The following is a 13,035-nucleotide window of genomic DNA, read 5'->3' as shown; positions in this document are numbered from 1 at the left end:
CTCCTTGACGGCGTCAGACGCCGCCGAAACTACTGGCCAGTGTGCCCATGATCAGCGCCCAGCCATCGACCAGGACGAACAGCATGATCTTGAACGGCAGCGAAATGATCAGCGGCGACAGCATCATCATACCCATGGCCATCAGCACGCTGGCGACCACCATGTCGATGATCAGGAACGGGATGAAGATCATGAAGCCGATCTGGAACGCGGTCTTCAGCTCGGACGTGACGAAGGCCGGCACCAGGATGGTCAGTGGCACCTGGTCAGGGCCTTCGATGTCAGTGCGCTTGGACAGGCGCATGAACAAGTCCAGGTCGCTCTGCCGGGTCTGCGCCAGCATGAAGTCCTTGAGCGGCCCCTGGGCCTTGTCGATGGCCTGTTGGGCAGTCATCTGCTCTTTCAGGTAGGGCTGCAGCGCATCCTGGTTCACCCGATCGAACACCGGCGCCATGATGAACATGGTCAAAAACAGCGCCATGCCGGTCAGAATCTGGTTCGAAGGCGTCTGCTGCAGGCCCAGGGCCTGGCGCAAAATCGAGAAGACAATGATGATGCGGGTGAAGCTGGTCATCAGGATGACGAACGCCGGGATAAAGCTCAGCGCCGTCATGATCAGCAGGATCTGCAGGCTGACCGAATACTCCTGCTGCCCATCTGCCCCATTGGACAGGGTGATGGCCGGGATCGACAGCGGATCGGCGGCCAGGGCCAATGGCGCGGCCAGCAGCAGCGCCAGGGTCAACATCATGCGCAGCACGCCGGTCATCACTTCTTGTCCTTCTGGTCCTTGCCCATCAGCTCCATCAGCCGCTGGGCAAACTCCGGCGCTGCCTGACGGGCAGCTGCGGGCACTTCGACGGGTTCGGCCAGCACATGCAGGGCCTCGATACTGCCTGGGGTGTGGCCGATCAGGATCTGCTCCTTGCCGACCTGCACCAGCAACAGGCGGTCACGCGGGCCAATGGCCCGGCTGCCGACGATCTCGATCACCTGGCCACCTTTGACCGCCGCGCCTTGCATGCGGCGCAACATCCAGGCCAGGAAGAAGATCAGGCCCACCACCAACAGCAGGCCAAAGACCATCTGCGCCAACTGCCCACCCAGGCTGCCAGGCGCGGCAGCGGTGGTTGCCGCAGGGTTGGCCGCCGCGCAGGCCCACTGGCTGGCGAGCAGCCCGGCAAAAGCAGCGCCGGCGCGCATCGTGCCCTTCACTCAGCGCAGCTTCTTGATACGTTCGCTGGGGCTGATCACGTCGGTCAGGCGGATGCCGAACTTCTCGTTGACCACCACCACTTCGCCATGGGCGATCAGCGTGCCGTTGACCAGCACGTCGAGGGGCTCGCCGGCCAGGCGGTCGAGTTCAATCACCGACCCCTGGTTGAGCTGCAGCAGGTTGCGGATGTTGATCTCGGTGCTGCCCACTTCCATGGAAATGTTCACCGGAATGTCCAGGATCACGTCCAGGTTAGGGCCTTCGAGGCTGACGTTCTCGTTCGGCCGCGGCGAGCTGGCGAACTCTTCCATCGGCAGGCGGCCCGCGCCGCTGTTGCCGGTGTCGCCGCCCAGCAGCGCGTCGATATCGGCCTGGCCGGCATCACCGGTTTCTTCCAGCGCCGCCGCCCATTCGTCGGCCAGGGCCTGGTCTTCCGGGGACGTGATCTCGTTTTCGTTAGCCATGATTTCCTCGACAGGCATTCAATTCGTAGTGAGCGACCGGCACGCCGTCAGCGGCGTTCGATCGGGTCGATGATCTGCAGGGCCAGGTTGCCCTTGTGCGAACCCAGCCGCGCCTTGAACGACGGCACGCCGTTGGCGCGCAGCACCAGGTGCTCGGGCAGCTCCACCGGGATCACATCGCCAGGCTGCATGTGCAGGATGTCGCGCAGCTTCAGCTGGCGGCGGGCAACCGTGGCGGTCAGTGGCACGGCCACGTCCAGCACGTCTTCGCGCAGGGCCTTGACCCAGCGCTCGTCCTGGTCGTCCAGGTCGGACTGGAAGCCCGCATCGAGCATCTCGCGCACCGGCTCGATCATCGAGTACGGCATGGTCACGTGCAGGTCGCCGCCACCGCCGTCCAGCTCGATGTGGAAGGTCGACACCACCACCGCCTCGCTGGGGCCGACGATGTTGGCCATGGCCGGGTTGACCTCGGAGTTCATGTACTCGAAGTTGACCGGCATGATGGCTTGCCAGGCTTCCTTGAGGTCGACGAAGCACTGGTCGAGGACCATGCGCACCACGCGCAACTCGGTCGGGGTGAACTCGCGGCCTTCGATCTTGGCGTGACGGCCGTCACCGCCAAAGAAGTTGTCCACCAGCTTGAACACCAGCTTGGCGTCGAGGATGAACAGCGAGGTGCCGCGCAGTGGCTTGATCTTGACCAGGTTGAGGCTGGTCGGCACATACAGCGAATGCACGTACTCGCCGAACTTCATCACCTGCACGCCGCCCACCGCCACGTCCGCCGAGCGGCGCAGCAGGTTGAACATGCTGATACGGGTGTAGCGGGCAAAGCGTTCGTTGATCATTTCCAGGGTCGGCATACGACCGCGGACGATACGATCCTGGCTGGTCAGGTCGTAGCTTTTGATACTGCCTGGTTCGGAAGCGCTCTCGGTCTGCACCAGACCATCGTCGACACCGTGCAACAGCGCATCGATTTCATCCTGGGACAGCAGGTCCTGTACGGCCATTGCGGACTCCTACTGCAATACGAAATTGGTGAACAGCAATTGGTCGATGACCGGCTTGCCGACTTCCTTCTGGGCGACTTCCTGCACCACGGCGGTGGCTTTCTGGCGCAGCATCTCTTGCCCTACCGGGCTGCCGGCCAGGGTGTCGAAGCCCTGCCCAGAGAACATCATCACCAGGTTGTTGCGAATCACCGGCATGTGCACCTTGAGGGCATCCAGGTCAGCCTGGTTACGCGCTTGCAGGGTGATGCTCAGTTGCATGTAGCGCTGGCGGCCGTTCTGGTTGAAGTTGACCACGAAGGCCGGGGTGAGGGCTTCGTAGATGGCCACAGGCTTGACGTTGGCGGCGGCCGGGTCGGTGGCCGGCGCGGACTCGCTCTTGTGCATGATGAACCAGGTAGCGCCCACCGAAAGGCCGATCGCCAGCACCAGGCCCAGCACCAACAGCAGGATCAGCTTGAGTTTGCCTTTTGTGGCGGGGTCTTTTACTGCTTCGGTTTTCGCCATGCCAATAATCCGTCGTCCATCGGGGGTTCAAAGGAGGATGACGTGGCTTGAGCAAGTGTTATGCCAAATTTGGTGGAGCCAAGGGGTTTATCCAGGTTTACCGGTGCCGGCCTCTTCGCGGGCAAGCCCGCGAAGAAGCCCGCACAGCCCACCGCGGATCAGGCGTAATAATCAACCGCACTGTCGCCAATCACCACCTGCTGCTCAACCGGCCTGCTGCTATCGACCTGCTCGGAGCCGCCCTGCCCGGCTTGCTGCCGCGCCGCGACGCCCGACAGATTGCTGCCCTGTTCCTGCGCCTGCTGATGCTGTTGCCCGCGTGACTGGTCAGCAACGTTGACGTCTGGCTGCGCCAGGCCCTGCTGGGTAAACAGCTCGCGCAAGCGGTGCACCTGGCTGTCGAGGGCATCACGCACACCGGCGTGGCCACTGATGAAGGTCACCTGGGTCGACTGATCCGCCGCTACATTGACGCGAATGTCCAGCCGCCCCAACTCGGCGGGCTCCAGCTGGATGTCTGCCGACTTGAGGTTCTGGCTGGACAGGTACATGACCCGATTCACCAGGCCTTCGGTCCAGGCGTTCTGGTTCATCGGCAAGGGTTGGTGCAAAGGGCTGGCGCTCGCCGGCACGGCATTGGCGGTTTTCGCTGTGGCCGCCTGGGTCAGGCTGGCCAGGCGATCGGCGAAATCGTCGACGCGCGTGTCGCTGCTGGCGCTCTTGGTGTCCTTCAGGCCCTCTTCTAGCAGTGCACCGAAGGCCTTGTCGCCTGGCTCGCCCGCCTCGCCCTCAGCGGTATCGACCAGATTCGCCAAGGTATTGACGGCTCCTCGGCCTTCATCACCCTGAGCTTGCGAGGGGTCCACGGCGTGTGCCGAGGTGGTGCCTTTGGCCTGGGCGCTCTGTTCCAGTGCCAGGCGCAAGGTTGGCAGGTTGGCCAAGGGGTCGGCGTCGGGGTCGAACGCCTCTTCGGCGGCAGGCTCCTCCGTCAGCGCTGCGCTGGCTTGCGACTGTGCAGTGGCAGCCTGAAGCACGGGCGCCACGGCCTCAGCCTGGGCTTGAATCAGTTGCGCACCGGGCTGCGCATCGGTGACCTGGCCGGCCACCAGGCTGGCGTCGCGCAACCCTGTGTCAGCGGGGTCTGAGGCCTGATCGTCGGCTGGCAATTTGTTGCCGTCATCGGCAACCGATGGCTTGTCGGCAGCATCTTTCTTGCCGCCGTGTGCCACTTCTGGCTTGTCCTTGGGTTTGGCCTGGGCGACCTTGTCGTCCTGCCCAAACGCTTTCTGCTTGGCCATGACCTGGTCGAAGCCACCGCCCGCGTCACCCAGCGCCTGCGAGGGCTTGTCCACCATCGAGCTGGTCGCTCGCGACGACTTGCCAACAGCGTTTGCTTGCAACAAAGGATTGGGTGCGACAGGCATTGAGCGGTCTCCGCGCCAGAAACTGAAAAGTCATCCGGGCAAAGAAAAGCAAGACTCGCGCCAAGTACCGCATCAGCCCGCCGAGATACGGTGCTCCTCACCGCGGTAGAAGCGCCGAACCTCTACATATTCCAGGTCGATACGGTTGATCAGGTCCTCGATGCCATACAGCGGTGGCTGGCGCACGCGGTCTTCCAGTTGCTGGCACAGGCCAGCCAGCGCGACAGCCCCCATGTTGCTGCTGCTGCCCTTGAAGCTATGCGCCGCTGAGCCCAGCTCATCGGCGTTTTTGGCAGCGTGCAACTCGCTCAAGCGCCGCTCGGAGTCATCCAGGAATGTCTGCACCAGATGCAGGTAGCCATCCTCCATGACCTCACGCAGGTCGTTGAGCACCTTGTGGTCGATATGAATCTCAGTCACTTGTTCACTCCTTGATCAAGCCAGATTATGCCCGAGCCAGCCCCAGGGTCACAGGCGGGCTCACCATACAAACTCTACCCGGGCGCAGCGGCCGCCTTCGCACCATTGCGCGTTACTGCCCAGCCGCGTTACCAGTTGCAAGCCACGGCCACTCAGGCCCTGCTCCGAGGGCGGTTGCGACAGCACCCGCTGTACATCGAACCCTGCGCCGCTGTCACGCACCTCGATCATCAGACGCCCGCCATCAGCGCGGGGTTCAACCTTCAAGTCAATGCGCACAAACCCGTCAGCCAATGCCGCCAGGCGCTGGGCTCGCTCCCGGTAGTAATCTGCAAAGCCCTGCACATCGCGCTTGAGCCGTGAATCCAGGCCCAACACCCCATGCTCCAAGGCATTGGAGAACAGCTCACTGAGCACACTGTGCAGATTGCCGGTGCGCGCGCGCAGCGGGTGAATTTCCTGCAACAGCTGCACCAGGTAGGGCACTGGGTTGGACTGCTTCAGGCTTTCGCCGCGCAGTTCGAACCCGAGCGACCAATCCAGCGGGCTGGGGCGACCGCGTTCAGCGTAGATCATCGGTGCCGGCACCCGCTCATCGGCCGCGAACATGCGGATATCGCACAGGCTGATGTCGTCCCGAGGCTGCCCGCCGAAACGTTCCAGGGCCTGCATCACCTCATCGAACAGGTGGGCCGGGTCTCGGTTGTCAGCCAGCACCCCTTGCAAGCGCTCGACGCCAAACAAGCGGTCCTGGTCATCGGCTGTGTCCAGCACGCCGTCTGACAACAGCAGCAAACGCTCACCCGCGGCCAGCGGCAGCACTTCAGTGCTGTGGTCGAAGCGCTCAGGGGCAAGAATACCCAGCGGCAAATGGCGCGAAGCCAGGGTCGACAGCACCTCGCCGCCTGCAGACAAGCGATAGCCGTCTGGCATGCCGCCGTTCCACACCTCCACCGAACCACGCTGCACGCTCAGGTTGAGCATCACTGCACAGCAAAACATGTCCACCGGCAGGATGCGTTTGAGCTTGGCGTTCATTTCGCGCAGGGTTTGCGCCAGGCCATACCCCTTGGCTGTCATGCCGTAGAACACTTCAGCCAGGGGCATGGCGCCGACGGCGGCGGGCAGGCCGTGGCCGGTGAAATCCCCCAGCAGCACCTGCATGTCCCCCGAGGGCGTGAACGCGGCCAGCAGCAGGTCACCGTTGAACAGCGCATAGGGCGATTGCAGGTAGCGAATATTGGGGGCAGCCAGGCAGCCCGCATGGGCCACCTTGTCGAATACCGCCTTGGCCACCCGCTGCTCGTTGAGCAGGTGGTGATGGTGGCGGGTGATCTCGTCGCGCTGGGCCAGCACGGTGGCCTGCAGCCTGCGCAGGCGGCCCATGGCGCGAATCTTGGCGGCGAGGATCACCGCGCTGTAGGGCTTGGCCATGAAGTCATCGCCGCCGGCCTCTAGGCAGCGCACCAGGGCATCCTCCTCGTTCAGCGAGGTGAGGAAGATGATCGGCACCAGCGTTTCGCCGGCCAGGACCTTGATCTGCCGGGCCGCTTCGAAACCGTCCATCACCGGCATCAGCGCATCGAGCAGCACCAGGTGCGGGCGCTGCTCGACAAACAGCGCCACCGCCTGCTCGCCGTTTTCTGCCGTGAACACCTGATGGCCCTGGCGCCGGACGATCTGCGCCAGCAACAAGCGGTCGGCGGCCCCGTCTTCGGCGACCAGCACGGTCAACGCCTGTTCGGCAGCCATCACGCGGCTCAACTGATGTCGAACAGTTTTTCGAAATTGGAGATGGCGAGGATCTTGCGCACATCGGAGCTGGCATGCACCACGCGCACGTCCGAATCGTCGCCGCCCGCGTGATCGCGCAGCAGCAACAACATGCCGAGCGCGGAGCTATCGAGGTAGGTGGTGTCTTTCAGGTCCACGACCACCGAGTCCGGCCGACCCGGCTGGCGCTCGTAGGCTTCGCGAAACTCCTGATGTTTGCCGAAATCGAAACGACCCTTGACCTTGATCGTCAGCTTTTTCCCGTCCTGCGAAAAATCAGTCTCGACTGCCATGCTAGCGATTCCTTCGATGATGGCGGATGCAACCCTTTAAGGTTTAGCAGCCTGGGGTGGGAGTGCAAGCGAGACGGCCAACAGATCCCCCTCAGCGACGCACCCCCTGTAGGAGCAGCCTTGTGCTGCGAAGAGGCCGTGAGGGCAAGCTGGGGCTACTGGCCTCTTCGCAGCGCAAGGCTGCTCCTACAAGGAATTGTGCGCCGCTGCTCAGAAGCAAGCGAGACGGCCTGGGAGATCGCTCTGCCTGTAGGAGCAGCCTTGTGCTGCGAAGGGGTCGTGAGGGCAAGCTGGGGCTACTGGCCTCTTCGCAGCGCAAGGCTGCTCCTACAAGGAATTGTGCGTCGACGATTAGAAACAAGGAATTGTGCGGCCGGCGATAAGAAATCAGGGGTGATTCTGCCTGGGCAAGCGCTGCGAGAGCTCATCCAACAGGCGCTGCTCGCGCTTGTCTTCGGCGCGCCGCGCTTCATCCAGGTAACGCTGTACCAACTTGCGCAACCCCTCGACCCGGGCATAGGCCTGCTGCCAGGTGCCGCGGGCGTTGTTCAGGTTGTTCTGGTGCCAGGTCAGGCTCTGGCGCTGCTGGGTCATGGCTGTTTCCAGCTGCCCGAGAAAGCGCTGGTAATTGACCAGCCAGCTGCCATTGACGCCCTGCCCGCCGCGGTTGATCCACTGCAGCTGGTAGTCCTCGCGAAAACGCTCCAGCTCAGCCAACTTGACCTGCGCCTGGGTCACCAGTTGCTGAAAATGCCCAAGGCGCTGGGCGGCCTTGCGCTCGGCCTCTTCGGCCATGTCCACCACCGGCGCCAGGCGCGCGGCTCGTCCGGGCAGTGCCATGGCCTATCAACCGCCCGCCGGAGGCGTGAAAATCGCCCCCAGCTGATCGCGGCTCTGCGCCATGCCGACGTTCTCGTCCAGGCCTTGACGCAGAAAGTCCACCAAGCGGGACTGCAAGGCGATCGCCAGGTCGGTCTCCGGGTCACCACCGGCCACATAGGCACCGACGCTGATCAGGTCGCGGCTCTGCGACAGGCGCGACCACAACTGCTTGAATTTTTGCGCCTGGCGCAGATGATCAGCATCGACCACTTGGGGCATTACCCGGCTGATCGACGCTTCGATGTCGATCGCGGGGTAGTGGCCTTCTTCGGCCAAGCGCCGGGACAACACGAAGTGGCCGTCGAGCACCCCCCGCGCCGAGTCGGCGATCGGGTCCTGCTGGTCGTCGCCCTCCGACAATACCGTGTAGAACGCAGTGATCGAGCCGCCACCAGGCTCGCCATTGCCCGCCCGCTCCACCAGCTTCGGCAGCTTGGCGAACACCGACGGCGGGTAACCCCGGGTGGCCGGCGGCTCGCCGATCGCCAAGGCGATCTCACGCTGGGCCTGGGCAAAACGGGTCAGCGAATCCATCAGCAACAGGACATTCTTGCCCTTGTCGCGGAAGTATTCGGCAATGCGCGTGCAATACATGGCCGCGCGCAGGCGCATCAACGGCGCGTCATCGGCGGGCGAGGCGACCACCACCGAGCGCTTGAGGCCTTCTTCACCAAGGATGTGCTCGATGAATTCCTTCACCTCGCGGCCCCGCTCGCCGATCAGCCCAACGACGATGATCTCGGCTTCGGTGAAGCGCGTCATCATGCCCAGCAACACCGACTTACCCACACCGGTACCGGCGAACAGGCCCAGGCGCTGGCCACGGCCGACGGTGAGCAGGCCATTGATGCTGCGGATGCCCACGTCCAGCGGCACGCTGATGGGGTCGCGGTTGAGCGGGTTGATCACCGGCCCATCCATCGGCACCCAGTCTTCAGCCTTCATGCCGCCTTTGCCATCGAGGGCGCGCCCGGCGCCATCCAGCACCCGCCCGAGCATGCTCATGCCCATGGGCAGGCGGCCGCCGTCGTCCAGCGGTACCACCCGCGCACCGGGGGCGATGCCGACGATGCTGCCAACCGGCATGAGGAATACCTTGGACCCGGCAAAGCCCATGACTTCGGCCTCGACCTGCACCGGGTGGTAGCTGTCGTCGTTGATCACCAGGCAGCGGCTACCCACTGCGGCGCGCAGGCCTTCGGCTTCGAGGGTGAGGCCAACCATGCGCAGCAGGCGGCCTTCGACGATTGGCTGCACCGGCAGCTCGATCGCCTCGGCGTAACTGCCCAGGCGCTTGCCGAAACTGGTGCGGTCAAGGCGCATCGGGGCGGTCCAGGTCGATCGACACATCGGCCGGTGCGGGGTGCAGGGAATGGTCGTGAAGCTGGTCGAACAGCTGCGCCACGGCCTTCTCGATGCGCGTTTCCATGCTGGCGTCGATACGGCTGTGGGCGGTCTCGATGCGGCAGCCACCCGGTAGCAAGGCCTCGTCTTCGAGCAGCCGCCAGTTTTCTTCGTGGCGCTCGCGCAGGGCCTTGGCCAGTTCGAAGTCCTGGGGGTTGAGGTGAATGCGGATGTTGTCGGCGCCCATTGGCAGCAGCTTGAGGGCTTCGCGCAGCACGTGGGTAATCTGGCTGGAATCGCTGCGCAGCTCGCGGCCGATCACCTGGCGGGTCATGTGCGCGACCAGGTGCACCAGGGTTTTCTCGATCTGCGTGTCTTGCTCGGCGATGGGCGCCATCAGGTTGACCATCAGCCGCTCGAGGCTGCCGACCTTGGCCGCCAGGGCCTGCTCAGCCTCTTGGCGCACCTTCAGTTGGGTGCTGTGAAAGCCCTCGCGCTCCCCGGTGGCAAAGCCCTCGTTGTAGGCGTCCTGGCGAATGGCTTCGAGTTCTTCGAGGGTCAGCGGCTGGACTTCTTCCAGCGGCACTTCCTCGACTTCTTCCTCGATGACTTCGGGTTCCGGCTCGGGCTCGGGTTGCGGCTCGGGTTCCGGGTCGAAGCTGGGCAGCGCCCAAACATCGACGCCCTCAAGGTCGCGGGCGCGGATCAGGTCGCTGGGGTGATGTTCTTTGCTGGACATGCTGTGATGTTCTCAAACCACGTTCAGCCAACGCGATCCCTGTGGGAGCGGGCTTGCCCGCGAATGCGTCGGCAGGGACAACCTCATCACCCGATCTGGCGCCTTCGCGGGCAAGCCCGCTCCCACAGTGGGCTGCGCCAGTCGGCAGAATCCGGCAACGTTAGATCATTTCCTCGGCACCCTTGCCGCCGAGCACGATCTCGCCGGCCTCGGCCATGCGTCGGGCGATGGTGAGGATTTCTTTCTGCGCCGTTTCCACGTCGCTGACCCGTACCGGCCCTTTGGCCTCCAGGTCGTCGCGCAGCAGTTCCGACGCACGTTTGGACATATTCTTGAAGATCTTGTCCTTGACCCGTTCGTCGGCGCCTTTGAGCGACACCACCAGCACGTCCGAAGACACCTCGCGCAGCAGCGCCTGGATGCCACGGTCGTCGACATCGGCCAGGTTGTTGAAGACGAACATGAGGTCTTCGATCTGCTCCGAGAGGTCGTTGTCGACTTCGCGGATCGAGTCCATCAGCGCACCTTCCACCGAACTGTCGAGGAAGTTCATGATGTCGGCAGCCCGCTTGATACCGCCCAAGGTGGTCCGCGCAGCATTGGAGTTGCCCGAGAACTGCTTCTCAAGGATCTGGTTCAGCTCTTTCAGCGCCGCCGGTTGCACAGTGTTCAGCGACGACACGCGCAGGATGATGTCCAGGCGCACCTTGTGGTCGAAGTTGCTCAGCACTTCACCGGCCTGGTCAGGGTCCAGGTAGGCGACCACGATGGCCTGGATCTGCGGGTGCTCGTAGCGGATCACATCGGCCACGGCACGCGGCTCCATCCACTTGAGGCTGTCCAGGCCGCTAGTGTTGCCCCCCAGCAGGATGCGGTCGATCAGGCCGTTGGCCTTGTCCTCGCCCAGGGCCTGGTTGAGCATCTTGCGGATGTAACCGTCAGAGCCCACGCCCAGGCTGGTCTGGTCGCCGACGATGTCGACGAACTCGCTCATCACCTGCTCGACCTGGTCGCGGTGCACGTTGCCCATCTGCGCCATGGCCACGCCCACACGTTGCACTTCCTTGGGGCCCATGTGCCGCAGTACCTGGGCAGCATCGGTTTCACCCAGCGAGAGCAGGAGGATCGCCGCTTTGTCGACGCGGCTCAGCTTGGCGGTAACGGCTCGGTTATCACTCATCGGCGTTGATCCAGTCTTTCACGACCTGGGCCACGCGGCCCGGGTCTTCGGCCACCAGGCCTTTGATTGCGTTGAGCTGTGCCTCGTAGCCCTCGCTCGGGCTTGGCAACAGAATGCTTGTCGGGCCACCCAGACTGACGCGGTCGTTGGCCAGTTCGCCATCCAGACCGATCATGCCGCCCAGCTCCATGTCGCTGTCCGAGGCAGCCTGCTTGCCGCCCCCTGTGATGTTGTTGAGCACCGGGCGCAGCACGCCGAACACCAACACCAGGATGAACACCACGCCCAGCACTTGCTTGACGATGTCCCAGAACCACGGCTGCTGATAGAAGGCGATGTCGGCGATTTCTTCGCCGCGGTCGGCGGCAAACGGCACGTTGATCACCGTCACGCTGTCGCCACGGCTGGCATCGAAGCCGACCGCGTCCTGCACCAGGCGGGTAAAGCGCGCCAGGTCCTCGGTACCCCAAGGGGCACGCGTGGTCTCGCCACTGGTGGGGTCGATCTTGAGCTGGTCGTCGACCACCACCGCCACCGACAGGCGGGTCATGCGGCCCTGCTGCTGACGGGTGTGGCTGATGGAGCGGTCCAGCTCGAAGTTCTTGGTGCTTTGCTGGCGTTTGTCTGCCGGGTAAGGCGCAAGCATCGGCTGGCCGGTGGCCGGGTCCATGATCTGCTGGCCGTTGGCATCCACCAGCGGCTGGCCGGGCTGGATCGCGGCGGCCGGGGTGGCGGCTGCACCCGTGGTTTGCGGCGCAGACGCAGCACCCGGTGGCTGGTTGCTCAGCGCGCCGGGCACGCCTTGCGGGCCCTGGCTGCTGGCGCGCTGTTCGTCCACCGACTGTTCGCTGCGCAGCGCAGGCTGGTCGGGGTTGAATTGCTCGGAGGTCGACTCGACCGCACTGAAATCCAGGTCGGCGGAGACTTCGGCTTTGTAGCGATCGTTACCCAACACCGGCTGCAAGATATTGTGCACGCGCTGGGTGAGCATGCTTTCCATGCGGCGGCTGTAGTCGAACTGCTTGCCCGCCATGGTCAGGGCGGTGTCCTGCAGCTGTTCGGAGAGCAGATTGCCCTTCTGGTCGACGACAGTGACTTGCGACTTGTCCAGCTCTGGCACGCTGGTGGCGACCAGGTTGACGATCGCCATCACCTGCCCGGCTTCCAGGCCACGGCCTGGGTACAGTTCGACCAGTACCGAGGCGCTGGGCTTGCGTTCGTCACGCACGAACACCGAACTTTTCGGGATGGCCAGGTGCACGCGTGCAGCCTTGACGTTGTTCAGGCTGGAAACGGTACGGGCCAGTTCGCCTTCCAGGCTGCGGCGATAACGGGTGGCCTCCATGAACTGGCTGGTGCCCAGGCCCTGCTCCTTGTCGAGCAGCTCGAAACCGACATTGCCATCGCTCGGCGCCACGCCTGCGGCCGCCAGCTTCAGGCGCGCACGGGAGAGGTCGTCGGCCTTGACCAGCAGCGCGCCGGAATTGGGCTCGACGTTGTAGGGAATGTCTGCGGCGGCCAGGGTTTCCATGACCTGCTTGGTGTCCATGCCCGACAGGCTGCCATACAGCGGCCGATAGTCCGGCTGTTGCGACCACAGCACCACGGCGAAGCCGATCGCCACGCTCGCCGCCAACCCGACCATGAGGCCGACCTGACGCAGCATGGGCATCTGCGAAATGTTTTCCAGAAACGCCATGCCGAACAGCGGCGGTTTGGCCGCTGGCTGGCCGCTCTTGGCGGGGGCGTTATCGACGACTGCTTCAGCCATGGGTTA

General features: G+C 63.9%; 14 protein-coding genes. All 14 read right to left on the bottom strand.

Annotation, left to right across the window (positions count from 1 at the left end):
• Positions 1–13: 13 nt before the first annotated feature.
• The 14 genes from fliP to fliF all read right to left on the bottom strand — a co-directional run bounded on the left by fliP (position 14) and on the right by fliF (position 13,029).
• Positions 14–769 (bottom strand): flagellar type III secretion system pore protein FliP, encoded by a 756-nt coding sequence (gene fliP / locus AC5PZ0_RS00515; RefSeq protein ID WP_027593019.1) that lies wholly within the window; start codon positions 767–769, stop codon positions 14–16.
• Positions 769–1,203, bottom strand: a complete 435-nt coding sequence (fliO, locus tag AC5PZ0_RS00510) for a flagellar biosynthetic protein FliO (RefSeq protein ID WP_033693999.1) — start codon at positions 1,201–1,203, stop codon at positions 769–771. The genes fliP and fliO overlap by 1 nt, the downstream gene beginning before the upstream one ends.
• 12 nt (positions 1,204–1,215) lie before the next feature.
• Positions 1,216–1,680, bottom strand: a complete 465-nt coding sequence (fliN, locus tag AC5PZ0_RS00505; RefSeq protein ID WP_027593021.1) for a flagellar motor switch protein FliN — start codon at positions 1,678–1,680, stop codon at positions 1,216–1,218.
• A gap of 47 nt (positions 1,681–1,727) precedes the next feature.
• The gene (fliM, locus tag AC5PZ0_RS00500) at positions 1,728–2,696 is read right to left on the bottom strand and encodes a flagellar motor switch protein FliM (protein WP_027593022.1); all 969 of its coding nucleotides are present in this window, start codon (positions 2,694–2,696) and stop codon (positions 1,728–1,730) included.
• Positions 2,697–2,705: 9 nt separating this feature from the next.
• The gene (gene fliL / locus AC5PZ0_RS00495; RefSeq protein WP_085272506.1) at positions 2,706–3,203 is read right to left on the bottom strand and encodes a flagellar basal body-associated protein FliL; all 498 of its coding nucleotides are present in this window, start codon (positions 3,201–3,203) and stop codon (positions 2,706–2,708) included.
• Between the two features lie 158 nt (positions 3,204–3,361).
• Complete coding sequence (locus AC5PZ0_RS00490; protein WP_493854089.1) at positions 3,362–4,627, bottom strand: flagellar hook-length control protein FliK; 1,266 nt, start codon at positions 4,625–4,627, stop codon at positions 3,362–3,364.
• A gap of 72 nt (positions 4,628–4,699) precedes the next feature.
• Positions 4,700–5,047, bottom strand: a complete 348-nt coding sequence (locus tag AC5PZ0_RS00485; RefSeq protein WP_027593025.1) for an Hpt domain-containing protein — start codon at positions 5,045–5,047, stop codon at positions 4,700–4,702.
• A 60-nt stretch (positions 5,048–5,107) separates the two neighbouring features.
• On the bottom strand, positions 5,108–6,799 hold the full coding sequence (locus AC5PZ0_RS00480; RefSeq protein ID WP_493854088.1) for a SpoIIE family protein phosphatase: 1,692 nt from the start codon (positions 6,797–6,799) through the stop codon (positions 5,108–5,110).
• 8 nt (positions 6,800–6,807) lie between these two features.
• The gene (locus AC5PZ0_RS00475) at positions 6,808–7,113 is read right to left on the bottom strand and encodes an STAS domain-containing protein (RefSeq protein ID WP_099428642.1); all 306 of its coding nucleotides are present in this window, start codon (positions 7,111–7,113) and stop codon (positions 6,808–6,810) included.
• A gap of 387 nt (positions 7,114–7,500) precedes the next feature.
• Positions 7,501–7,953, bottom strand: a complete 453-nt coding sequence (gene fliJ, locus AC5PZ0_RS00470) for a flagellar export protein FliJ (RefSeq protein WP_027593028.1) — start codon at positions 7,951–7,953, stop codon at positions 7,501–7,503.
• A 6-nt stretch (positions 7,954–7,959) separates the two neighbouring features.
• Positions 7,960–9,318 (bottom strand): flagellar protein export ATPase FliI, encoded by a 1,359-nt coding sequence (fliI, locus tag AC5PZ0_RS00465; protein ID WP_085272503.1) that lies wholly within the window; start codon positions 9,316–9,318, stop codon positions 7,960–7,962.
• Positions 9,308–10,078: a flagellar assembly protein FliH gene (gene fliH / locus AC5PZ0_RS00460; RefSeq protein WP_085272502.1), complete on the bottom strand. Its 771-nt coding sequence runs from the start codon at positions 10,076–10,078 to the stop codon at positions 9,308–9,310. Before fliH ends, fliI begins: the two co-directional genes overlap by 11 nt.
• Before the next feature lie 160 nt (positions 10,079–10,238).
• Complete coding sequence (gene fliG / locus AC5PZ0_RS00455; RefSeq protein ID WP_027593031.1) at positions 10,239–11,258, bottom strand: flagellar motor switch protein FliG; 1,020 nt, start codon at positions 11,256–11,258, stop codon at positions 10,239–10,241.
• Positions 11,251–13,029 carry a flagellar basal-body MS-ring/collar protein FliF gene (gene fliF / locus AC5PZ0_RS00450; RefSeq protein ID WP_027593032.1) on the bottom strand — a complete coding sequence of 593 codons (1,779 nt, stop codon included), beginning with the start codon at positions 13,027–13,029 and terminating at the stop codon, positions 11,251–11,253. The genes fliG and fliF overlap by 8 nt, the downstream gene beginning before the upstream one ends.
• Positions 13,030–13,035: the final 6 nt, after the last annotated feature.

The sequence above is a fragment of the Pseudomonas sp. 5.2 genome, from assembly GCF_059025405.1.
Note: the sequence above shows the minus strand (reverse complement) of the source record. Positions and strands in the feature narration are given on the sequence as shown.

Coding starts and splice junctions, on each gene's coding strand:
- fliP (WP_027593019.1), bottom strand. CDS start 769: ATGACCGGCGTGCTGCGCATGATGTTGACCCTGGCGCTGCTGCTGGCC.
- fliO (WP_033693999.1), bottom strand. CDS start 1,203: ATGCGCGCCGGCGCTGCTTTTGCCGGGCTGCTCGCCAGCCAGTGGGCC.
- fliN (WP_027593021.1), bottom strand. CDS start 1,680: ATGGCTAACGAAAACGAGATCACGTCCCCGGAAGACCAGGCCCTGGCC.
- fliM (WP_027593022.1), bottom strand. CDS start 2,696: ATGGCCGTACAGGACCTGCTGTCCCAGGATGAAATCGATGCGCTGTTG.
- fliL (WP_085272506.1), bottom strand. CDS start 3,203: ATGGCGAAAACCGAAGCAGTAAAAGACCCCGCCACAAAAGGCAAACTC.
- AC5PZ0_RS00490 (WP_493854089.1), bottom strand. CDS start 4,627: ATGCCTGTCGCACCCAATCCTTTGTTGCAAGCAAACGCTGTTGGCAAG.
- AC5PZ0_RS00480 (WP_493854088.1), bottom strand. CDS start 6,799: ATGGCTGCCGAACAGGCGTTGACCGTGCTGGTCGCCGAAGACGGGGCC.
- AC5PZ0_RS00475 (WP_099428642.1), bottom strand. CDS start 7,113: ATGGCAGTCGAGACTGATTTTTCGCAGGACGGGAAAAAGCTGACGATC.
- fliJ (WP_027593028.1), bottom strand. CDS start 7,953: ATGGCACTGCCCGGACGAGCCGCGCGCCTGGCGCCGGTGGTGGACATG.
- fliI (WP_085272503.1), bottom strand. CDS start 9,318: ATGCGCCTTGACCGCACCAGTTTCGGCAAGCGCCTGGGCAGTTACGCC.
- fliH (WP_085272502.1), bottom strand. CDS start 10,078: ATGTCCAGCAAAGAACATCACCCCAGCGACCTGATCCGCGCCCGCGAC.
- fliG (WP_027593031.1), bottom strand. CDS start 11,258: ATGAGTGATAACCGAGCCGTTACCGCCAAGCTGAGCCGCGTCGACAAA.
- fliF (WP_027593032.1), bottom strand. CDS start 13,029: ATGGCTGAAGCAGTCGTCGATAACGCCCCCGCCAAGAGCGGCCAGCCA.